General features: G+C 58.8%; 25 protein-coding genes and 1 tRNA gene. 19 read left to right on the forward strand and 7 right to left on the reverse strand.

Annotated elements, in window-relative coordinates; translation table 11 throughout:
* Nucleotides 1–213: 213 nt before the first annotated feature.
* From NYQ88_RS14870 to NYQ88_RS14880, 3 genes are all read left to right on the forward strand, one after another.
* Nucleotides 214–504, forward strand: a complete 291-nt coding sequence (locus tag NYQ88_RS14870) for a hypothetical protein (RefSeq protein ID WP_275651902.1) — start codon at nucleotides 214–216, stop codon at nucleotides 502–504.
* Nucleotides 505–911: 407 nt separating this feature from the next.
* The gene (locus NYQ88_RS14875; RefSeq protein ID WP_275651903.1) at nucleotides 912–1,076 is read left to right on the forward strand and encodes a hypothetical protein; all 165 of its coding nucleotides are present in this window, start codon (nucleotides 912–914) and stop codon (nucleotides 1,074–1,076) included.
* 400 nt (nucleotides 1,077–1,476) lie between these two features.
* On the forward strand, nucleotides 1,477–2,664 hold the full coding sequence (locus NYQ88_RS14880) for a site-specific integrase (RefSeq protein WP_275651904.1): 1,188 nt from the start codon (nucleotides 1,477–1,479) through the stop codon (nucleotides 2,662–2,664).
* On the opposite strand, the gene NYQ88_RS14885 is transcribed toward NYQ88_RS14880, so the two are convergent.
* On the reverse strand, nucleotides 2,610–3,056 hold the full coding sequence (locus NYQ88_RS14885; protein WP_275651905.1) for a hypothetical protein: 447 nt from the start codon (nucleotides 3,054–3,056) through the stop codon (nucleotides 2,610–2,612). The genes NYQ88_RS14880 and NYQ88_RS14885 overlap by 55 nt on opposite strands.
* 259 nt (nucleotides 3,057–3,315) lie before the next feature.
* Between NYQ88_RS14885 and NYQ88_RS14890 the strand changes: the two genes are divergently transcribed.
* From NYQ88_RS14890 to NYQ88_RS14910, 5 genes are all read left to right on the forward strand, one after another.
* Nucleotides 3,316–3,546: an AlpA family phage regulatory protein gene (locus tag NYQ88_RS14890; protein ID WP_275651906.1), complete on the forward strand. Its 231-nt coding sequence runs from the start codon at nucleotides 3,316–3,318 to the stop codon at nucleotides 3,544–3,546.
* Entirely contained in the window at nucleotides 3,543–3,914 is a 372-nt protein-coding gene (locus NYQ88_RS14895) for a hypothetical protein (protein WP_275651907.1), read from the forward strand. The genes NYQ88_RS14890 and NYQ88_RS14895 overlap by 4 nt, the downstream gene beginning before the upstream one ends.
* A 128-nt stretch (nucleotides 3,915–4,042) precedes the next feature.
* Nucleotides 4,043–4,297, forward strand: a complete 255-nt coding sequence (locus NYQ88_RS14900) for a hypothetical protein (RefSeq protein WP_275651908.1) — start codon at nucleotides 4,043–4,045, stop codon at nucleotides 4,295–4,297.
* 138 nt (nucleotides 4,298–4,435) lie between these two features.
* Complete coding sequence (locus NYQ88_RS14905) at nucleotides 4,436–5,758, forward strand: DUF3987 domain-containing protein (protein ID WP_275651909.1); 1,323 nt, start codon at nucleotides 4,436–4,438, stop codon at nucleotides 5,756–5,758.
* 128 nt (nucleotides 5,759–5,886) lie between these two features.
* On the forward strand, nucleotides 5,887–6,111 hold the full coding sequence (locus NYQ88_RS14910) for a hypothetical protein (RefSeq protein WP_275651910.1): 225 nt from the start codon (nucleotides 5,887–5,889) through the stop codon (nucleotides 6,109–6,111).
* 89 nt (nucleotides 6,112–6,200) lie between these two features.
* On the opposite strand, the gene NYQ88_RS14915 is transcribed toward NYQ88_RS14910, so the two are convergent.
* Entirely contained in the window at nucleotides 6,201–6,437 is a 237-nt protein-coding gene (locus NYQ88_RS14915) for a hypothetical protein (RefSeq protein ID WP_275651911.1), read from the reverse strand.
* Between the two features lie 1,192 nt (nucleotides 6,438–7,629).
* Between NYQ88_RS14915 and NYQ88_RS14920 the strand changes: the two genes are divergently transcribed.
* The gene (locus NYQ88_RS14920) at nucleotides 7,630–8,427 is read left to right on the forward strand and encodes a hypothetical protein (protein WP_275651912.1); all 798 of its coding nucleotides are present in this window, start codon (nucleotides 7,630–7,632) and stop codon (nucleotides 8,425–8,427) included.
* Between the two features lie 119 nt (nucleotides 8,428–8,546).
* On the opposite strand, the gene NYQ88_RS14925 is transcribed toward NYQ88_RS14920, so the two are convergent.
* On the reverse strand, nucleotides 8,547–9,749 hold the full coding sequence (locus tag NYQ88_RS14925; RefSeq protein WP_024849733.1) for an IS256 family transposase: 1,203 nt from the start codon (nucleotides 9,747–9,749) through the stop codon (nucleotides 8,547–8,549).
* 778 nt (nucleotides 9,750–10,527) lie between these two features.
* On the opposite strand from NYQ88_RS14925, the gene NYQ88_RS14930 reads away from it, so the two are divergent.
* The 6 genes from NYQ88_RS14930 to NYQ88_RS14955 all read left to right on the forward strand — a co-directional run bounded on the left by NYQ88_RS14930 (nucleotide 10,528) and on the right by NYQ88_RS14955 (nucleotide 15,320).
* Nucleotides 10,528–11,100: a hypothetical protein gene (locus tag NYQ88_RS14930; protein WP_275651913.1), complete on the forward strand. Its 573-nt coding sequence runs from the start codon at nucleotides 10,528–10,530 to the stop codon at nucleotides 11,098–11,100.
* A 164-nt stretch (nucleotides 11,101–11,264) separates the two neighbouring features.
* Nucleotides 11,265–11,783 (forward strand): HK97 family phage prohead protease, encoded by a 519-nt coding sequence (locus tag NYQ88_RS14935; RefSeq protein WP_275651914.1) that lies wholly within the window; start codon nucleotides 11,265–11,267, stop codon nucleotides 11,781–11,783.
* 119 nt (nucleotides 11,784–11,902) lie between these two features.
* Nucleotides 11,903–12,094: a GTP-binding protein gene (locus tag NYQ88_RS14940; protein ID WP_275654930.1), complete on the forward strand. Its 192-nt coding sequence runs from the start codon at nucleotides 11,903–11,905 to the stop codon at nucleotides 12,092–12,094.
* 125 nt (nucleotides 12,095–12,219) lie between these two features.
* Nucleotides 12,220–13,815, forward strand: coding sequence for a phage tail length tape measure family protein (locus NYQ88_RS14945; RefSeq protein WP_275651915.1), 1,596 nt, complete (start codon nucleotides 12,220–12,222; stop codon nucleotides 13,813–13,815).
* On the forward strand, nucleotides 13,815–14,597 hold the full coding sequence (locus tag NYQ88_RS14950) for a hypothetical protein (protein WP_275651916.1): 783 nt from the start codon (nucleotides 13,815–13,817) through the stop codon (nucleotides 14,595–14,597). Before NYQ88_RS14945 ends, NYQ88_RS14950 begins: the two co-directional genes overlap by 1 nt.
* A gap of 315 nt (nucleotides 14,598–14,912) precedes the next feature.
* Nucleotides 14,913–15,320 (forward strand): hypothetical protein, encoded by a 408-nt coding sequence (locus NYQ88_RS14955; protein WP_275651917.1) that lies wholly within the window; start codon nucleotides 14,913–14,915, stop codon nucleotides 15,318–15,320.
* On the opposite strand, the gene NYQ88_RS14960 is transcribed toward NYQ88_RS14955, so the two are convergent.
* Nucleotides 15,312–15,860 (reverse strand): hypothetical protein, encoded by a 549-nt coding sequence (locus NYQ88_RS14960; RefSeq protein WP_275651918.1) that lies wholly within the window; start codon nucleotides 15,858–15,860, stop codon nucleotides 15,312–15,314. The genes NYQ88_RS14955 and NYQ88_RS14960 overlap by 9 nt on opposite strands.
* A 47-nt stretch (nucleotides 15,861–15,907) precedes the next feature.
* Here NYQ88_RS14960 and NYQ88_RS14965 point away from each other — a divergent pair, with 47 nt between their 5' ends.
* The 3 genes from NYQ88_RS14965 (at nucleotide 15,908) to NYQ88_RS14975 (ending at nucleotide 17,143) form a co-directional block, all read left to right on the forward strand.
* Nucleotides 15,908–16,498: a hypothetical protein gene (locus NYQ88_RS14965; protein WP_275651919.1), complete on the forward strand. Its 591-nt coding sequence runs from the start codon at nucleotides 15,908–15,910 to the stop codon at nucleotides 16,496–16,498.
* A complete protein-coding gene (locus NYQ88_RS14970) occupies nucleotides 16,495–16,809 on the forward strand; it encodes a hypothetical protein (RefSeq protein WP_275651920.1) in 315 nt (104 codons plus the stop codon). The genes NYQ88_RS14965 and NYQ88_RS14970 overlap by 4 nt, the downstream gene beginning before the upstream one ends.
* A 148-nt stretch (nucleotides 16,810–16,957) precedes the next feature.
* Nucleotides 16,958–17,143, forward strand: coding sequence for a hypothetical protein (locus NYQ88_RS14975; RefSeq protein ID WP_275651921.1), 186 nt, complete (start codon nucleotides 16,958–16,960; stop codon nucleotides 17,141–17,143).
* A gap of 162 nt (nucleotides 17,144–17,305) precedes the next feature.
* Here the strand turns inward: NYQ88_RS14975 and NYQ88_RS14980 are convergent.
* Nucleotides 17,306–17,395, reverse strand: a tRNA-Ser gene (locus NYQ88_RS14980).
* A gap of 204 nt (nucleotides 17,396–17,599) precedes the next feature.
* Here NYQ88_RS14980 and NYQ88_RS14985 point away from each other — a divergent pair.
* Nucleotides 17,600–18,124, forward strand: coding sequence for a DUF2147 domain-containing protein (locus tag NYQ88_RS14985; RefSeq protein WP_275651922.1), 525 nt, complete (start codon nucleotides 17,600–17,602; stop codon nucleotides 18,122–18,124).
* 6 nt (nucleotides 18,125–18,130) lie between these two features.
* Here the strand turns inward: NYQ88_RS14985 and NYQ88_RS14990 are convergent, their stop codons facing one another.
* Both NYQ88_RS14990 and NYQ88_RS14995 read right to left on the reverse strand, forming a co-directional pair.
* A complete protein-coding gene (locus NYQ88_RS14990; RefSeq protein ID WP_275651923.1) occupies nucleotides 18,131–18,835 on the reverse strand; it encodes a glutathione S-transferase N-terminal domain-containing protein in 705 nt (234 codons plus the stop codon).
* 106 nt (nucleotides 18,836–18,941) lie between these two features.
* Complete coding sequence (locus NYQ88_RS14995; protein ID WP_275651924.1) at nucleotides 18,942–19,382, reverse strand: glyoxalase superfamily protein; 441 nt, start codon at nucleotides 19,380–19,382, stop codon at nucleotides 18,942–18,944.
* Nucleotides 19,383–19,464 lie beyond the last annotated feature (82 nt).

The following is a 19,464-nucleotide window of genomic DNA, read 5'->3' on the forward strand; positions in this document are numbered from 1 at the left end:
AGTGAACGGAAGCGCGTCCTTTGGTTAATCCTGGGTTCAGCCAGCATGGGAGATGGTGAGAATTAACTGACTGCATGACCCCGCGGGTCAAACGCTCAGGTCGATACGGCGGAATGTTCGCTGGATGAAACTGAGTGCATCTTGCGGGGCTCAAGGAGACTAAGGCCAATAAGCAGCTACACCGTTCTGAAGAAACCACGTCTGGAATTCGGTTTGTACGAAAGCAAGAACCGGTTCAACTTCCGGCTCGACGATCAGGGCAAGCACGGCGTGGGCAGCATGGAGATCGATACCTGCATCGAGACACGCGAGCTCATCTCTATGGCCCTCGAGATGCTGGTGTTCGCGTCGCGCTACACCGACCGCGCATGCTTTGAGAACGCAGTTCTGGTCCATGGTCAGGCCTGGCCCGGCAAGATTGATCAACTCGAAGCCATCGTCGAGATGATCAGTCGAGGTCTTGAACTCGACACACCGCATCAGGAGAGCGTCGAATGGCAGTAATTCTCAGGTGACATTGCCGGGATCAGGCGCGGTCTCTTTTTCAGACACCATCCAGTAATGTGTAGTGGTCTCAACCACGTCGCGACCGGTTTAGCTCCACGGCGCGCGGACACCCCGCGCGCCAGATCCTGTTGGCGCCCTGCACCCGAAGGGGACGCCGAAACTCAATCGAAACTACAATTTTTGGCCTTTATAACGTTGCCGCGCTGGCAGCCTTCGATAATCTATGTTTAGAATTGCTACGACGACAGGATACTTTGGTCTCTTTGTCCCCTTCTACGTAGTACAGTACATGTGGCTTCGAAGTACCTTGGGTGCACCGCGTGTGGGGCAAGCGGCGCGCCGGATATCGTCTAGAAACACGTCATCTTCGCCCTCACTGCCACTTGCCTCGAGGGGAGCAAGGCATGAGCACTCTGGAACGACGAATATGTACCGTGCTTGAAGAGTTCAGATGGGGCGAAACGCTTGCCCCAGAACTCAGAGAACGCATCGAGCGGCACGTCAAGGAAGCCGGTCGAGAGCCGGCGAAAGATGACGGCCAACTTTATCTGCAATGGCTCAGATTATAACGCGCAGCTCAAGTTTTAAGCCGATCCCACTCGCACATTGCCGTCGAAGGCGCGCCAGAGCTGCGAGCTTTAGGTCGATGATATTTAACAGATTGAGACGGTCGGTGACCTCGCGCTCGGAACTCCCGAAGCCGCAAGAACGCATCGCTGACCCAGCCCGCTCGATATAACCCGTGACAGCAAATTATTCGCCCGCACAGACACGGTCTGTTCGTGATCGTTTTGACTGTGACGACGGCTGAAATATGGGGGAAACACCTTACCCGGTCGGCGTAAGGAAAGTGGCGGAGAGGAAGCCCGCCTGTCCGGTGAAACCCTAGCAAATCTGGGGTTTTAGACCTTGCTATTTTCCGTATTTTCACCAGTTTTGTTGTCTGCGTTATGGCAACGGGACTCGGTGATGGCACGGAACAAGCTGACTGAAACCAAGATTAAGAGCCTCTCTTTGCCGGGAGTTTACAGTGATGGGGACGGCTTGTTTCTGCGGGTGCGAGCGGGCGGTTCTAAACAATGGTTCTTCATCACGAGACGTGGTGGCACGCGGGTTGAGCTTGGCTTGGGTGGATATGGCCAGGGCACAGCACCTGTCTCGCTGGCACTTGCACGAGAAAAGGCCCAGGCCGTACGCGAGCGTCTTGCTCGAGGCGAGCAGCTACACACACCCAGCAAGACGTTTGCCGAAGTCATGGAAGATGTCATCGCCGTCAAACATGCCAGCTTCCGGAATGATAAGCATAAAGCCCAATGGCGCATGACTCTCGATACCTACGCCAAGGCGCTGCACAAAAAGCCCATCGCAGAAGTCACGCGCGATGATGTGCTGGAAACACTGCGCCCAATCTGGACCAGCATCCCTGAGACGGCCGATCGGACGCGACAGCGCATCGGAGCTGTCATTGACCACGCGAAGGCGCGTGGGCTTTACATTGGTGACAACCCAGCGGAATGGCGCGGTGGCTTGAAGGAACTGCTTCCTGCCCGCCAGAAGCTTACCCGTGGGCACCACAAGGCTGTCGCCTACAAAGACCTACCCTACGTCATTGTTAGGTTGCGCCAGTCCGTGGCGACGTCTGCAAGGGCGGTGGAATTCGCAGCGCTGACGGCCGCGCGTACGAACGAGGTTAGACAGGCCAAATGGTCAGAGATCGATTTTGCTGCCCGCCTCTGGACCGTACCGAAAGAGCGGATGAAGTCGGGCAAGGAACACGAAGTGCCCTTGTCCGATCGCGCCGTTGCCATTCTTGAAGGTCAGCGCCAGAAGGCCACCAGCGATCTAGTATTCGAGGGTGGCAAGGAAGGCGCCGCGATCAGCGACACAGCGATGGTCAAGATCCTGCGTGAATCCGGCGCCGGCGATGCTACGCTCCATGGGTTGCGCTCAAGTTTCAGGGATTGGGCCGGTGATGAAACCCAGTACCCTCGCGATGTCGCCGAGGCTGCACTTGCTCACGTCATAAAAGATAAGGCTGAAGCCGCCTACCGGCGTGGTACAGCATTGGCGAAGCGTGCCGAGATGATGCAGGAATGGGCGGATTACCTATCGACGCCGTCAGCAATGGATTCCCCGACAAAACCAAGCGTAATCTGAGTAAACTCAGCAGAACGTGACAAATCTCCTTTAGCCACGTGACCCCGATCGCGATCCCAGTGCTGGCGGTATTGAAACGTATGCTTACGCCCGTCTTTGTGGAGAATAATGTCTGCCTCTGAATGAGGTTGACGCATCACCACACGTAACGACATGTGATCGGGATTATCCTCGTGGGCGCCAAATTGCTGTCGATGCTCTGGCACAGACTCAAGCGAATTGGCCAGCGCCTCAGCGAACGTCGCTCCTAGCGCATCCTCCGCAATGGAAGAGTCTTCGGCGACTTGTAGTGCCTGAAGCTGTCCGAACTTGGTGACGAGCGCTACCGCATCCTTCGGATTCGCTTCCCATGCAGTAGCGATGATCAAGTGTGCGCCGTCGCGATAGGTCATTGGCGTTTGCCCCCTACCCCGAAGGGCGCGGGTACGTAGACCGGCCTCCGCCAAGTAACGGTCAATTACGGTTACGGACTCGATCGGCACCCCCATAGTCTCAGCCACCACCGCCACCAACTGCTTCTGTGAAGCCATCTGAACCTCTCGACCTGTGCCAGCACCCTAACTTACATCATTAATGCGCGCAATACGCCTATTGACAAAGCGAAATATAAACGCATATTGTGCATTTATCGCCATAGGAGGAGTTCACTTTATGACGAATGACAAGCCGCGCCTCATCTCGCCAAAAGAGGCCGCAATAGCGACCTCCCTTTCGCGTCCCCTACTTAGCCTCATGGCTGCTGAGGGGGAATTTCCTAAACCTGTACGATTGGGAGAGCGCCGCATCGCTTTCGTACGCGCTGAGGTCGAGGCCTGGATCGACCAGCGCATCGCAGCGCGTCCAGCCAACGACAACGGCGCCAGCGTCGAGGTGGCAGCATGAGCCGACTCTCTCGGCCCGAGAAAGCCGCTATTGCTGAGGCGCTAGTAAATGAAATCACCCACGCGAGTGCGTTCCAACGCGACGTCTCAAGCTTCGCGCGAGCTTTGCTGAAACTTGCGCCACCGGCCGACCTTCTGGTGGACTTGACGATCGAAGCGGGTCGTCGGGCGGAATGGTTGTCGACACCTGGGTACGAATACGGCTGTGGATGCGTGCCGAATATTGCGCAAATGTTGGCAAGCGAGGCAGCGCAAGGCTTTCGCGATCCATATGTTGCGGCGATCCTGAGTGCGATCAATGACCGCCCCAAAGTCACATCCGCGCAACAACACACAGCGCAAATTATAGCATTCCCGAAGGCTCACTAGCCGCCTAACCACCCCATCACCGCAATCTTCCCGCCGGCGTCCGCGTCGGCGGCCGAACCGCGCTGCCCTCATGTGGGCGGCGTCTTTCAACTCGCCTGGCGCACCGCCAGCAACATGGAGAAACCACCATGAAACTTCTTTTCGCCCGCCCGCTCTCTGAGCCCGATAAGGGCGGTCACCTGTGCCTTGGCACGATCGACATTGAACTTACCCCGGATGCTCGCTTGTACGGCCTTCGCCTTCTGCGAATGCGTGATGGCAATATCCGCCTGTTCGCCCCGAACGCCGGCAAGCGCCGCGCGGCGACCTTCTCGCCTGAGTTGACCGAACGACTCACTCAGATGGCGGTGGAAGCGATTGGGGTGCCGGCCAATGACCGCTAAAGCCCAAGAAAGCCAGCTTCCGGACTGGGGAAAGCTCACTCACCAAGAGCGGGTGGCATTGTGTCCTAAGGCCACACGAATACCTTCAGGGGCAAACGACGGGCCTTGCGACAATGGCGCGGCGGCCGTCGCCAGCCTATGGGTGTTGATCCCGGCGGGTTAGCCATGGCTGCGCTCACTGTTGCGGCAGCCGCCATTCCCGACGCCGTAAAATTGCAAGTGAAACGCCACGATCCGTCGTGGACGGAGTCCGCCCGTTTGTGGTGTGCGCTCATTGGCTCGCCCAGCACGAAGAAGAGTCCCACAATCTCGGTCGCGTCGGCGCCACTGCGCCAGATCGATGACGGGCTGTTGCGCAGCTATGTCGATCGGATGGCGGATTGGGAGCGCATGGACAAGGCGCAGAAGGCCGCTACACCACCACCGCGCCAGGAGCGGACTCGTATCGAGGATGTTACCGTTGAGGCCGCTCAGCAGGTGCTTACCGATAACGAGCAAGGCCTCCTGCTGATACGCGACGAGCTGTCAGCCTGGTTCGGATCCATGGAGAAATACGGGAGTTCGAAGGCGTCGGCATCTGACCGCGGATTCTGGCTGCAGGCGTTCAACGGTGGATCGTATGCGGTCAACCGGGTTGGGCGCGGTGCGGCTCTTGTTCCCAATCTCTCGGTTTCGCTCTTGGGTGGTATTCAACCTGAACCGATCCGGGCCATATCAAAGGACTTAGCGGACGATGGTCTCATGCAGCGGATTGTTCCCATTTGCCTTGGCCCGGCCAGGGTCGGGACAGATGCTCCGTCGGGTAGCGAAGTCGGTGACTATCGCGACGCTATTACCTGCATGAGGCGCATGCGCTTGCGCGGTGATACTCTGAGGTTCTCGGACGGGGCGCACGAAATCCGGGCGAAACGCGAGAAGCGCCACCACGAACTGGCAATGGCATGGGAGACGGTCAACCGGAAGATTGGCGCACACCTGGGAAAGTACGACGCGCTGTTTGCCCGCTTGTGTATCGTGTTCCATTGCCTCGAGACGCGTGGCGATATGCCGGCCAATGAGATTAGCGCGGATGTTGCGGAGCGCGTCGCCGCGTTCATTGACGAGTACATCTATCGTCATCTCCTGGCGTTTTACGCCAACGTTCTCGGTACAGCGGACGACCAGGACAAGGTGACGGCCGTTGCGGGTTACATCCTGGCGCACCGACTGGAATCCATCTCAGTGAGCGAGGCCCGCCGGGGCGATCGGAAAATGCGCCAGATGGCCGAGGACCAGGCTCAAGAGGTGCTTGCGCAGTTGGATGCGTTTGGATGGCTGACGCCGACGGCTCCGGGCGCCCGCAATGCCAAATCGCCGCGCTACAAGGTGACGGCCGCAGTTCACGCCATGTTTGCGGAACGCGCGGCTGCGGAGGCCAGGCGGCGGGAGGAAGTTAGGGCGATCATCGCCGACGGCAACTAGGGACTCTGTACCACTTTGTCCTTGCGCGCGTGAGACACAGATAGACTTTGGATCTTCTTCTATAGAGAAGGGTCTAGGCGTTTCGCGCGCGTAAGGGCAAAGTGTGGCAAAGTTGATCGAGGGGGCTTATGATGAGCGATACGCTAGCAAATCGCCTGAAGGACGGCTGGTCGATAGAGGGCTATTCAACCACCATTATGGCGGCCGGGGCGATGACGCAGTCCATCTTGCTGCGCAAAGACGAGCGATTGGAAAGCGTGACAATAGTGGTCAACGGTGGGCAGGAGGTTGGGCGGCAATTCTACACGCTGGCGCCTGCTCCGCAGCCCGCCCAGAAGAAGGGATTTTGGTAGCCGAAGACGGCCAACTCACGATTCCGAATCTTGCGGACGTGAAAATTTATCGGCCATGCCGGTGGCGGTCCTGGCTCATTTTCGGGATGTTAAGGCCCCCCAACATTATGCTCGGACTCTGCGATCTCTTTTAGCAAAGCTTGCACTATCTCAGCCGCAGACAAAGTGCCGATGAAGCACTGATATGTCTTGTCGCCTATCTTCGCGACAACCGTACCGCCCTCAACAAAGTAGCGGGCCTTCAGCGTGTGTTGGCCGATAGCAACCTCGGCTTCATGGACCATGTTGGGTTGATCTGCATTGACGTTCGGTGGGATTGTGGCCATCCCATATCTCCCAGCGCAGCCGCTCCAAGATGGAGCTGCTCCATTCCGACCAGGAACATCCGGTTGTCTGGGTGAACATGAACGACGGGCAGCGCAGGCCCTTTCCGTACCAACAGTGTGCGCTCTAGTGACTGCCATTACAAGCGCTGTGATAGCGGAGCGTAGCGGGGTGGGCACCAGGGAGGGGGTGCCGACATCCTAAAACTGGCGCCACTTTACGGACCGGCTTTGGTCAGTCGCGCGAAACCCCGCAGGTTTTGAGATTATTTTGGGGCATTGCAGTTGGTGGTCGTCTTTCGACCCCATAACGGTCGTTAGGAGCCGCCAGTGTTAGTCTCAAAACCGGACGGTGCAGGAACGTAGGATCACTATTTCTGCCCAACATCAGATGGGCATATAGCGCCACAACCATCTTTTTGCCGGTCCTAGGTGTTGGACGATGTCACTAAGTCCTGCAGGCGCGGAGCCAAGGAAGCCATCAACTGTCAATTCGCGGCCGTTGCAGCGCACATGACCTGAGTTGAACCTGGGTAATGCGTGAATGCCGCAGATTACGATATTCGTTCGGTCACTGAAGACCCACGTCGCCGCTTCGATCTCCACTGCGACTTCGCCCTGCAATGGAAATATGAAAAGCCTTTGCCTGTCCCAACTTAAGCGTACATCACCTGAGGCAAGCGATCGGGTAGCATTCCACAAGGTGCCACCCGCTAAAAGGGCCCATCCCGTCAGCGGTATCAACATTATTGGTTCTATGAAGGAGCTGGCAGCCAGCACCGCTCCCACCCCCCCTAGAATGGCTAGCATCGTAACGCAACGCCATTTGCGGCGAGACACTATGAAACTCTGCATTTGCGCTTCATTGCCTTCCTGATCCAAGTTGTGCCGTCGCCAGAGTAGTAACGGGCTGCTTCCTCGTGATCGAGGCGTCGGTGGGAACGTGGTATATAGAACAAGTAAAGGCAGCTTCATGCTGCTGTTATTTGAAACCTGCCCGTCTGCAAGCCACCCCTTCACCGCCACTACCGTCCATCCTAAGTTGCGAGCGCCTGCAATATTTTGGACCGAATGTCAATATGCTATTGACATTCGAAAAAATACACAGCCATCGTTCATGTCAATCAGCGCCGGCCAGCTGATCAAAACTAAGACCGTGTAAGCGGCGTTTCTCCACACACCACGGATCAAGAAAATGAAACCTGCTTTGACTGCAGGCGCTTTCGCGTCTGCGCTTGTTCCTGCAAACGATAATCAGAAGTGGGACGGCCGACGCGTCCTATCTTGGCCAACCGCCGCGCGCCTCTTAAGGGAAGATCGCAAAGAGGAACTGCGCCTCCTATGGCTCTGGCGGACGCTCTCAGACCTGGCCATGAACTCACCGGCGAACGACAACTACCCGTCGCCTGGAGTGTCGAATGGCGAGGAAGACGACCGAGCGGCTGACGAAGCGATCGAAGAGGTCGACTCTTTGATGGGCTTCCGGCCGACGATCGGTGAGATCAAGCGCGCGATCGATCCGACGATCTGGGCGGGTTGGCTTGAGGACCGGCGCCGTTGCGAGATTATCTGTCAGGATACCCGCGCCAACTCCAATCTGTCGGAGCCCGCGTTGCGCAAGGCATGGGCAGGTCTCTTGTTCGACGGTCGAAACCGCCTAATTGGCTATCGTACAAGTCCTGCCCAGAAGTGGCACCAGCAGCCGGCCATCACGCGAGGCGCCCGCCAACACTCCAACGAGATGCGAGGCGCCGACGTCCCAGCGGTAGGGATATTTGCCATCGATGAGCATATCCTAGCCCGTCAGGATTTCCGGCAAGTGCGTAAGGCGATCGGAGCAGATCACGCGAACGTACTCGAGCTCGCCATTGGGCCATCGACGGCCAAGGCAATCGGCGAGACGCGCCGCTATGTCGGGAAGATTGCCGAACGTTGGGGTATCCGCATGATCGACGACGCGCTTTCGGCGCTTGCTGAAGCGTGGAGTCCCTAAAATGCAGATGGTGCCGCAACTCCACTAGAGGCCGCAACCTCTCTACGTGGTGGATCGTGCCCCACTGCGTGGTGTAACTGAGGCTTGGCCTCCACGCATATCCGGCTTGGCCGGGCTGGTCAGCGTGCGGGAACTGCCGGCAAGCTGACGAGGGGATCATCGCTCAACGGGGCGACGGATTCCAGCGTCATATATCTCGCCCGCTGAACCGCCCATTCATCGTTCTGTTCGAGCAGGATAGCGCCGACGAGGCGGATGATTGCGTCCTCGTTGGGGAAGATGCCCACGACCTCGGTCCGGCGCTTCACCTCGCCATTCACCCGTTCAATCGGGTTGTTGCTGTGCAACTTGGCCCGATGCTCCTTGGGGAAGCTCATGTAGGCGAGGACGTCGTGCTCGGCCTCATCCATGATGGTGGCAAGCTTGGGCACGCGAGGGCGGATTTGGTCGGCAACGGCGCGCCACTGGGTGCTGGCCGCCTCCGGCGTCTCCTGGGCGAAGGCCGTGGCGATAAAGGCACTGGCCACGCGGCGACCGCTCTTGCCGGCATGGGCGAGGACGTTACGCATGAAGTGAACGCGGCAGCGCTGCCATGTGGCGCAAAGCACCTTGGTGACGGCGGCCTTGATGCCCTCATGGGCATCGGAGATCACCAGCTTCACGCCTCGCAGGCCGCGGCGGGTCAGCTTGCGCAGAAACTCGGTCCAGATCGCCTCGGCTTCCGAGGTGCCGATCTCCATGCCCAACACCTCGCGCCGGCCATCGGCATTGACGCCCACGGCCATGATGGCGGCCACCGAGACGATGCGGCCGCCCCGGCGCACTTTGAGGTAGGTGGCGTCGATCCACAGGTAGGGCCAGTCGCCCTCGATCGGCCGCTCAAGGAAAGCCTTCACCCGACCATCGATCTCCTCGCACAGGCGGCTGACCTGGCTCTTTGAGATGCCGCTCATGCCCATGGCTTTGACCAGGTCGTCCACCGACCGGGTCGAGATGCCTTGGATATACGCCTCCTGGATCACCGCCGTCAGCGCCTTCTCGGCCAGCCGCCGAGGTTCCAGAAAGCCAGGGAAGTAGCTGCCCTTGCGAAGCTTGGGGATGCGCAGCTCGACCGTGCCGGCCCGGGTCTCCCAGTCCCGCTCGCGGTAGCCATTGCGCTGGACCCGCCGCTCGGCGCTCTTTTCGCCATAGCCGGCGCCAGTGGCGGCACCCACTTCCATTTCCATCAGCCGTTCGGCAGCAAAGCCAATCATCTCGCGCAGAATATCGGCGTCGGGGGCCTTCTCTACCAGCGAGCGCAGGTTCATCATCGAGTCGGTCATCGGTGGTCCTTCAGGTACAGGGTTGGCGTAAGCAACCAGACCTTACCGGAAATCCGTCGATGACCACCCAGCCGCTCGCTCGCTACGGCGCTCCTAATGGCGCGCTCGCGAGCGGCTTGACCACCTCAGTTACACCACGTCCCGGGACACGACCACGTGGTGTCATCACTTGGCCTTCGCCCCCATCGGCGAGGGCCTTTTTATTGGCCTCTTACTCCAAACATCCAGAAATTCAGAAAGGGCGCGCATGTGCCTACCTTGAAACACGCCCTGACCGCTTTTGAGCGGCATCTAGGCTTTCCAATTTCCCGCGGCCGCACCGTGGCTCAACGGCTGCAAGAAGCCGGTTATATCGAACATGGCGCGCCTGGCGTTGCGCCCCAAATCTCTCCTGACGGTTTCGTCGCGCTGCTAATCGCACTCGCTGCGAACAAGACGTTGGCGGAGACAGGCGCGGCCGTGGCCACCTATCTTGAGGCCACACCAGGCGGCGTGTCTCTTGCCGGCGCCCCGACGTCGGTCGTGCGTCTCCGAAGTGAGATGCTAGCGCTTGTAGAAACTGCGCTCGAGTTTCCAGACGACCTAGCCGATCTCTCCATTGAGGTGGTCGGAACTTGGCCTGAAGTCGTCGTACATCACCTTGGCCGCGCTACCCGGTTTGTTCCCGTCGGCGCTAACGCTGCGCATTGGCAGGCCGCTGGTCACCGTACGTCTACAACCATCTCTGGCGCTGCATTCCGCGATTGCGCGCGCGCCCTATTTAGAGGATCCCGCTGATATGGCTTTGCTGAAGAAGTCTTCGCCTCCACAATTTGTTGTACCAACGCTCGTAGAAAGCGATACGGAATATCGAGAACGGGTCCAGCGACTGGGTGGGCTGCAGGACGCTCTGACCGAACTTTCCCAGGAGCGCCGACGCTTGGAGCGGGAAATCTCCGAAACCCCAGCGCCGACTGTACGGGCTAGCGTAGCCGCACTGCTTGGTGACGATAAAGTAGATGCGCGGACCGCGTTGCTGGCGCGTCTGGCAGAAGTTCGCCGAGCCATCACGGACCATGAGACAGCAATCGAACTGCAGCGCCGGCGTGTCGAAGAGGCGCGCGGTCGTGCTTCAGCGATGGTGCGTGAGAAGGTAAAACCGGAATACGGAAAGCGCGTTGCAGCACTCGCCTCGGCACTTGAACAGGCCCATGCGGCCCGCTTGTCGCTTAGAGAGTTGGTCGAAGAGATGGAAGTCGACGGCTGCTCCTGGGCAGCTTTGGGCGTGTTTGAACCGTCGTTCCTCGGTGATCGAGAAGATGGCCATGTGCATCGGTTTGTCAGAGAAGCGAAGGCGGCTGGTTATGTCTGAAATGGAGACCCGGATGGAACGCGCGGACACACGTTTCCGCCGGCGTGGTAGTGAGCGGCGCATCAAGGTGCCTGGAAAGAGCGAATACTACGGAAACGACGATCCCAACAAGATCGCTCGCGCACTGCGGGCGCAGTCGGAGCTTGGGGCGATGGAGAGGAAACTTGCCCAGAATTAGCGGTTACGCTGCCCGGTTCGGCGACGTTACCACTATCGCGGGCGAATTTCGCGAGCGGCTTGCGAAAGGTGCTTTTGCCCGCACATTGCGTGAACGCCCGGACGTCGTGATGTTGCTGGACCATGACTCGGGGCGCGTATTGGGCAGGACGTCTGCAGGGACTCTAGATCTCCGCGAGGACACCATCGGCCTATACTTCAGCCTAGAAGTCGACGAGACCACCCCAGAAGGTCAAACGGCCTTGGGCACTATCACCCGTCGCGACGTGAGCGGCTGTAGTTTTGGTTTTAGGGTACGTGCTGAACATTGGGACGACGGTGGCCGCCAGCTACCGTTGAGGACGATCACAGACGTTGACCTTTTCGAAATCACCGCAACGGTATTTCCGGCCTACCCGACCACAAGTGCCGCGCTCGCCCGCTCTGCCAGCGACAAGTCACACGACGCCCGGAACGCTTCCCGACGACGCGCCGAAGCCGCGATGCGGCGGCGCGGCATCCTATAGGAAAAAAAGGGGAGGGGTACTGACGATCCCTTACACATCGAGAACCCCTCACCGGTTGGAGTGGAACACGCAAAGTACTGCAATTCAAATGTTGAACACAGCCTGCACAACCCGCCCTAATCGGCGGGTTTTTCTTTACCCCCGGCGCGGCCGCCCGCCTTGCCATCCAGGCAGTCGGTCCCCGCGTCACCGCTTACTTCGATCGCCCCTGGAAGCCGGGCGAAGCCAAGGTAACCAATCTCGTGGTCATCGGCGAGCAGCCGCTCGACCGCGCCGCCATTTTCGCCAGCCTGGAGAAGGCGGCGGCGTGAGCACGGCGCCCGACCATCCGATACGGCCCAACCGGGACCGTATCGCCGTTGGCCGCGCGATGCATGGTGACGACGGCCCCTCTGTTTACGAGAAGCGCGGGATCCGCGTTCTATAAGGACAAACAATGACAGTAACCAATATCGTGACGACAAAACTTGTCGTTGACGGTTCTGGCGCGCTCAAGACCGTGAACGATTTCGCCGCCGGGATGAACCGGGCCGGTGCCGCCACAGCCAAGGCCAGCCCAACCATAGACGCATTCAATGCGCAGCTAGATCGCCAGCGTGCAGCCATGGAAGCTAACATCCCGGTGTTGAAGGCGCGCGCCGCGATGATGGATGCGGAGGAACGGGCGCTTGCCAACCTGGTTGGCAAATCAGACCCCGCTTATCGCGCTCGCATTGCTGCTGAGAGGGAATTGAGCCGCGCCGCTGCGGCCGCGTCAAACCTCGTTATCCGTGGTAAGATGGCGGAAGCCGACGCCGTTCGCCAGTTGACTGCCATCGAACAGGCGCACGTAAAGGCGGTCGCGAACGCCGCCGGGAACGCTACACGGGCAGCGGTGGCGAACGATAACCTTGCCGCTTCTTACCGGCGTGTTGGGCAGGCTTCTGGATTTGCTACGGCGAACGTTGCTGCGCAGCTTCAGGACATCGCCGTCACTTCACAGATGGGCATGAGTCCGCTGCAGATCGCTCTACAGCAAGGAACCCAGCTATCAGCCGCGTTAGGTGGCCAGGGCCTGACCGGAACGGTCCGCACGTTGGGTGCCGCGTTCGCTTCGATCGTTTCCCCGGTCTCGCTGGTGACGATGGGTGTCATCGCGCTGGGTAGCTATGGAATCCAAGCCCTGATGTCGATGAGCAAGGGGACTAAGGACGCTAACGAGGCGCTGAAGGAACATGCCGAATGGCTGGACAAGGTGTTGACCGGTTACAAGTCTGCGCAGGATGCCGCCGCAGGCTTCATTGAAGCGGCAAACATCCGGCCGCAAGGGGCGGTGGCAAGCGATCTGGAAGCAGCGCGGCTTGAGGCGCTCAAAGAGATCGATACCATTCTCGCGACCATCGCCGCAAAAGAACAGGAGATTTCGACGGACCTGCAGCAAATGGGCATGTCCAGGATGATCCACGCTGACACGATCGCGGCCTCTACCGCACTGCAGGATCTCGGTCTTTCGGCACGTTCCACCAACTCCGAGATTGACGCTGTACAGATTCAGCTAACCCGGCTGGCCAATGATACCGGTGCCAGCGATCAAGCCCGAAAATATGCCCGCGATCTCCTGGCACTGGTCGACCAACTGGACAGTGCACGCGCACAGGTGGACTCGTTGTCGGTCTCACTCAACAACCTGCCGCGCTCGATTCCGATCATCGTTCAGATGCACGGCCTTGCCGGCGTTGCTGATGCGGTGGCGCAATTGCAGCGGATGACGCCGGACGTTAGGACTGAGCGTCAGCGTGCCGACGATATATTTAGCAACAATATCGGCCAGGCGCGGACCATCTCAGAGATCAACGCTCTCGTTGATGCACACACGCGGTTTAACGAGCAGCTAGACCTCCAAGAGCAGATGGAGCGTGCCGCTCTGGAAGCGCGCCAGGCTGCGGCCAGCGCGACCCGAGAGGCTGGTGCCACGCTGACCCAATCCCCACCGCCCAACTTCATCAAACTGGTGGCTAAACTGGCCGCCACGATCGAAAAGAAAGCCGCGTAATGACCGGATTCATAAGCGTTGTTTCGGCCGATCGGGTCGACGTTTTCAGTGATACCGCCACTTATGACGAGGATGGAATCGTCCTTGCATTCACCTCGAAGATTCGGCCGCTTCCTGGCGGTCGAGGTGTGATCTTCACGCGCGGAATGGTCGACGCGGGTGGCGATGTCGAGGAAGCAATCGCGGATATTTTCGCGGTTGCGGGTGGTGTTGATCTGGCCATTACCGACCTCAAGCGCCAACTGGCGTTGCGCAACCTGCCGTTTGGCGGCGTGCCGCTCGACGTAAGCATCGCGGCGATCTCCGAGCGTGATGGACCTAGGGTCTACACTTTCCAGACTGCAGATTATGGCGGTCGGCTTGGCTGGTTCCTCCGCGAAAGTACCACGGGCTTTAGTAACGGTGTTGAGCACAGCACTGCCGACCGTGACCTTCTGGTCAGGGCGGGTGTGACCATAGTCGCCCCGTTCCTGATGGAGGAAATGAGGAAGACCCCGGGTGCTTCAATCTCATTCGAGGGGGCAGACGAGCACGCCGTCATTGGCGGATCGATCGAGCACACCGCCGTTACCGTTGCGGGTGTGAATACTCGCACAATTCATAATTGGACGACTGATCGAGTAGGCGAAAATCTCATCCTCGCGCCGTCTGAGGTTCCTGGCCACGGTTCCGCCTGGCTGGCTGGCGCTCGTGCGTTGTCTCTGGCTAACCGCCTGACAAAGCCTTCCATGTCCCGGCAACAGCGCCGCGCGGCTGAGCGTCAGAACCGGAGGGCGGCATGACAATAGCAGTAGTGGCAACCGCGTCTCTCGGATTTGCGCGCATAGCTGCAGACGTGGCCGCGCTACAGGCCGCCGCAGAGGTGGATCCGGAAATCCGGGCGACAATTCACCTCGCGTCTAAGGCGTCCGTCGCCGATGCGTTGGAAAGCCAGATGGTAAGCACACCTGCCACCATGCGTGCCGCTTTGGTGGCGAGCGCTCTGGCCGCTTTTGATACACGGTTTGCCTCAGCGGCAACGGCGCCACGGTTCACCGGAAATGTAATCGATTTGAATGCTGAGCGTGCGAAGCGCGCTATGATGAGGGAGGTTGTACATGGCTGATTACCCATTTTTCAGGCAGGAAGCGGCTGCCGGTCAAGCTGCCGGTGAACCAGTATTGCTGCGCTCGATCCAGGCCATCGGCGAAGAGTTTCGCGGTGTACCCAGCCACAAGCGCAAGCCGTTTGAGCGAAAACACCTCAAGCGTATGGTCCATATAGTCGAACGGGTGCGCGGGTTGGAGTTTTACCGCACGACAGCTAACGAGACTCACACCGAATACATTCTAGTTTGTGCAGGCTGTCAGACACCGGTGGCACATCTCCCGATCGATCCGCGCGCGTCTGTTGTTTGTTCGTGCTGCGCTTGGGTGTTCGGCGAAAAGGAAGACATTCAAGCGGCCGGCGCTTGGCTCGATGTTGAACATCGCCGCATGAAGCGTCCCTTGCGTACACTAGAATAATGGGTCTTCAGAACCCTGCCATAACGCCTCTAGTTCTTTCATTGTGCGCTCATGCGCTGCCGTCGACTGTGCGGCTAGTACGTCCGATACAGAGCTTAGATCGGTCGCAATGCTGTCCAGCTCGGTGCAGAAGTCAAGAATCTGGTTGATCGTATAAGCAGCAGCCATCTCAACGTTTCCACTTTCGGAAGTGACGATCACTAAGTCACCCTGTGGACCCGCACCAAATCCACGGTGCGCTAGTTTTTTTCTTACGCTGTTTAGGGCGTGCAGCCGCTTCAACGCCCTCGCTATGCGATCCTTGTCCTGTCCGCCCTCAACAACGATATCACCCACTTTGAGCGCGGTGTTGATTAATGCCGCGGTTGGAGTTTCAGCGAAGACAATTAAGCCTTGTGAAAAACTCAAACCTAGCGCCGAGCAAAGCATGTAGCGGAGGCGCTCCTCGGTTTGATTCCATTTGGTCATGAAATAGCCCGCAAGAACCAAAGATCGAATATGGGCTGTGGGCAGGGACGTTATACTGGCTTCGGTCAGCAATTATGTTCTCCGCAACATTCCCAATAATCACATAGAGAACATCCCAAATGCAAACGTCATACCTGTCGGTGGTCACGCCACCGACACCATTCGTCATGCCTGCCGACATCCGGGGCGGCACCAGTGGTGACACTGCGCTCGCCGGCCTGATCGCAGGCGTGACCAACTCTATCACGGCGCCTATGGGCTGGCTGGGCCGTTCGCTGGGCGAGCAGACCTTGCTGTGGCAGGGCTCCTACTGGCCGGATGTCCTGCCGTGTCGCCCGATCCTGTCCATCATGTCTGTGAAGTACCTCGACCCGGCCGGCGTCGAGCAGACTCTTGATCCGGCCGCGTATCGGTTGGTTGGCGATCGTCTGTTGCTGTCCAACGGTCGACCGGCGCTCGCCAATGAGCCGGATGCGGTGCGGATCACGTATAAGGCCGGTGGCTATATCAATGTCCCGCAGGAAGCCCGTCATGCGGTGATTTTGGCCGTCCAACATTTGCGCGATCTGGGCGCTACCGAGACCTTTTTGCGATCGGAGACGGTCGAGGGTGTTGGGGTGACCAATTACTCGATCTCTCCAGCGGCAAGTGAGACCATCCGGAAGGCCACGGAGTCGCTTCTGGCCGGCTTGCGGTTGTACCGATCATGACCCCGTCCGAAGCCATCGCGGCGCTCGATCACCAACTCGCTCGCCATGGTCAGCCGATCGGCTTTAAGCGCGGTTCGACCATCCAATCGGCGACCGGTTTCGTTCGTGGATACAAGCCTGAAGCCTTGGCCGGTTTGATCACACAGGCGGATCGAAGTGTGATCGTTTCACCGACATCACTGAGCACTTACGTGCCGAAAGCTAACGATGATTTCAACGCCAACGGCGCGCTCGGTAAGGTTATAGCAGTTGAGCCGATCCACATCGGCGCAACTGTTGTTCGCTATAACGTCACGGTTCGGATGACGTGATTTTAAATCATAATCTTGCGCATCTAACAAGTCGCATAATAACGCATAAAGTATCGAGAAGCGTATAATTTCGAATACTTGCTCATGTCTGTTGACTCAATAAATGGGGTCGCGCAATATTGGTTCCAGAAACAAACAGGAGCACGCAATGACTGCTGAATTTGAGACTATGAGTGAGATCGTTACTGTCGAGCTGACCACACCAGCGCCTGAAGAGGCCACTTTAGGTGACGTCCGAACTCTATTCATTGGGCAGGGAACGGATTCGCTGGCGATTGCCGCTGATGATGTGCCGGCGTTGATCGAGGCACTGCAGGCGGTTGTCGACGCCTAAACCAGTTTCGCCCTGCCGACCACCCTCCGGTCGAAACCCATTGCCGCAGCGTCGGCGGGGCGAATCCAGTTTCACCAGGCGAGGTCAGACCTAACCGCGAAATTTTCCGCCGTTATGGCAACGGGCCAAAAACGGCAAAAAACATAATGATTTCAAGGAAAGTGGCGGAGAGGAAGGGATTCGAACCCTCGAGACCGTTCCCGATCTGCACCCTTAGCAGGGGTGTGCCTTCGACCACTCGGCCACCTCTCCACACAAGGCGGGTCTATCGGGAGAGGGTTTGATTGGCAAGCGCTTTTTCCGATGGTCGGCAGCAATGCACGGGAAAGAGGTTAGGAGTGTAGATCCTGGGCGCCAAACCGCGCGTAGGAACCACAAAAGCTTCGATTTGCGCCGCCCCATGGCCGAATCGCCAAACTTGGGCTTCCCTAGCGCTCGCTATGATGAGGATCGCTGATGCGCGCACACCAGACCGCTGCCTCCCTCGGACTTTTTCTCGTTTTTGCCTTCGCCACACATTCTGCCGCCCAGGCGCAGACTGTGGCGCCGATTGAAGGGGTCTGGCGGACGGCGCTGGCTTCCGAGGTCACCATAGCCCCCTGCCCCGCGGGATTCTGCGGCTATCTCAGCAAGATCATTGTGCCTGAAGGCATGCTGAGCAGCGCGGAGGCAGAAGCCGCGGCAGCGATGGAAGTCGAGGAGTTCTACGATGAGCGGAACAAGGATCCGGCGCTGCGAAGCCGGCCGATGCTGGGACTGCAGATCCTGACTCTGCGGCCCGGGGAACGGCCCACCGTCTTTGACGGAGAAGTCTACAACCCGGAGGACGGCAACAGCTACTCGGGCTATATGGAAATGCTGGGACCAGACCTCGTGCGCCTCAATGGCTGTGTGCTGTTCAATGTGGTGTGCCGGGGCGAGGACTGGGTCAGGGTACCGCCGGAAGAGATCGACCCCGGCGCCGTGGCACCGGGGTCGTGAGGAAAATCAGCGCGCGCGCTGATTGAAGAGCATCTTCTGGGCTTTCTTGTCATTGGCAAGGTCGTGGTTCGGGATGTCCTTGCCATAGGCCAGTCCCGACTGCACCGCCGGGCGAGCGCCGACGCGTTCAAGCCAGGCGTGGACATGGGGGAATTCTTCGCGGGTGATCCCGTAGCGCTCCCAGGACTGGGCCCAGCCGATGGAGGCGATGTCGGCGATGGAGTAATCGCCGGCGATATAGTCCTTGTCCGCAAGCTGCTTGTTCAGCACCCCGAAAAGACGATGGGTTTCATCGCTGTAGCGCTTGATGGCGTAGGGCACCTTCTCGGGCGCATAGACTGAGAAGTGATTGTTCTGGCCGAGCATTGGGCCAAAACCGCCGACCTGCCAGAACAGCCATTCGTCGACCTTGACCTGGGCACGCTGGTCGGCGGGGTAGAACTGACCGAATTTGAGGCCGAGATATTTGAGGATGGCGCCGGATTCAAAGATCGAGATTGGCTCACCGCCCGGCCCCTCAGGGTCAACGATAGCCGGGATCTTGTTGTTGGGTGAGATGGCGAGGAATTCCGGGGTGAACTGGTCGCCCTTGCCGATGTCGATGCGGTGGTAAGTCCATGGCACACCAAGCTCTTCGAGCATGATATGCACCTTCTGGCCGTTCGGCGTCGGCAGGGAATATGCTTCGATGGGCTTGGTCTGGGTGGTCATGGAAAGGCGTCCTCTCATTGATGGACGCATTCTATCGGCAAACACCGATGTAAGACAAGGTGCTGGAGAAGAAGCATAAACTCCTCTCCAGCCCCAGTTATCCTACTTATTCCTGCTCGACCTGCATTTGCGGTTTTCCATTTCCGCGCAAAGCGAGCGAAATACCGCGGACATCGACGGTCGATGTCACGCGATGGCGCAAGGCGGCGAACATGAAGTCCGGCGTGACATTGATGGGGTCATCGAACTTTACCGTAAGGGTAAAGCTCTGCTGGTCACCAGCCATCTGGACGCCGATCACGAGACCCTTGAAGGGCCGCTCAAGATAGAGCCCCTTGACCCGCATGCCGACCTGGAAGGGCACCATTACCCGTTCCGGCACGGCGGCGCGCGCCGTGTTCCAGTCTCTAAACCCATGGCGCCTGGCGATCTCTTCAAGAGCGGCGCTATGAGACAAGGGTTCGCCGGAGCGACTACGCTCGTCGCGAAGAGCTTTGGCTTCGGCCTTAAAGGTCTGGGCAGACGGGGTATCCAGAGAAAAAGTCATGTCGTATCCTCTCCGAGAAGAGGCGACTGGTCCATGGGAGCTCGCTTTGCCATGATGCGCCTCGGAGAAAACGACTGCGTTT

The organism is Devosia sp. SD17-2 (assembly GCF_029201565.1).
Classification (GTDB): domain Bacteria; phylum Pseudomonadota; class Alphaproteobacteria; order Rhizobiales; family Devosiaceae; genus Devosia.

Coding starts and splice junctions, on each gene's coding strand:
- NYQ88_RS14875 (WP_275651903.1), top strand. CDS start 912: ATGAGCACTCTGGAACGACGAATATGTACCGTGCTTGAAGAGTTCAGA.
- NYQ88_RS14880 (WP_275651904.1), top strand. CDS start 1,477: ATGGCACGGAACAAGCTGACTGAAACCAAGATTAAGAGCCTCTCTTTG.
- NYQ88_RS14885 (WP_275651905.1), bottom strand. CDS start 3,056: ATGACCTATCGCGACGGCGCACACTTGATCATCGCTACTGCATGGGAA.
- NYQ88_RS14890 (WP_275651906.1), top strand. CDS start 3,316: ATGACGAATGACAAGCCGCGCCTCATCTCGCCAAAAGAGGCCGCAATA.
- NYQ88_RS14895 (WP_275651907.1), top strand. CDS start 3,543: ATGAGCCGACTCTCTCGGCCCGAGAAAGCCGCTATTGCTGAGGCGCTA.
- NYQ88_RS14900 (WP_275651908.1), top strand. CDS start 4,043: ATGAAACTTCTTTTCGCCCGCCCGCTCTCTGAGCCCGATAAGGGCGGT.
- NYQ88_RS14905 (WP_275651909.1), top strand. CDS start 4,436: ATGGGTGTTGATCCCGGCGGGTTAGCCATGGCTGCGCTCACTGTTGCG.
- NYQ88_RS14910 (WP_275651910.1), top strand. CDS start 5,887: ATGATGAGCGATACGCTAGCAAATCGCCTGAAGGACGGCTGGTCGATA.
- NYQ88_RS14915 (WP_275651911.1), bottom strand. CDS start 6,437: ATGGCCACAATCCCACCGAACGTCAATGCAGATCAACCCAACATGGTC.
- NYQ88_RS14920 (WP_275651912.1), top strand. CDS start 7,630: ATGAAACCTGCTTTGACTGCAGGCGCTTTCGCGTCTGCGCTTGTTCCT.
- NYQ88_RS14925 (WP_024849733.1), bottom strand. CDS start 9,749: ATGACCGACTCGATGATGAACCTGCGCTCGCTGGTAGAGAAGGCCCCC.
- NYQ88_RS14930 (WP_275651913.1), top strand. CDS start 10,528: ATGGCTTTGCTGAAGAAGTCTTCGCCTCCACAATTTGTTGTACCAACG.
- NYQ88_RS14945 (WP_275651915.1), top strand. CDS start 12,220: ATGACAGTAACCAATATCGTGACGACAAAACTTGTCGTTGACGGTTCT.
- NYQ88_RS14950 (WP_275651916.1), top strand. CDS start 13,815: ATGACCGGATTCATAAGCGTTGTTTCGGCCGATCGGGTCGACGTTTTC.
- NYQ88_RS14955 (WP_275651917.1), top strand. CDS start 14,913: ATGGCTGATTACCCATTTTTCAGGCAGGAAGCGGCTGCCGGTCAAGCT.
- NYQ88_RS14965 (WP_275651919.1), top strand. CDS start 15,908: ATGCAAACGTCATACCTGTCGGTGGTCACGCCACCGACACCATTCGTC.
- NYQ88_RS14970 (WP_275651920.1), top strand. CDS start 16,495: ATGACCCCGTCCGAAGCCATCGCGGCGCTCGATCACCAACTCGCTCGC.
- NYQ88_RS14975 (WP_275651921.1), top strand. CDS start 16,958: ATGACTGCTGAATTTGAGACTATGAGTGAGATCGTTACTGTCGAGCTG.
- NYQ88_RS14985 (WP_275651922.1), top strand. CDS start 17,600: ATGCGCGCACACCAGACCGCTGCCTCCCTCGGACTTTTTCTCGTTTTT.
- NYQ88_RS14990 (WP_275651923.1), bottom strand. CDS start 18,835: ATGACCACCCAGACCAAGCCCATCGAAGCATATTCCCTGCCGACGCCG.
- NYQ88_RS14995 (WP_275651924.1), bottom strand. CDS start 19,382: ATGACTTTTTCTCTGGATACCCCGTCTGCCCAGACCTTTAAGGCCGAA.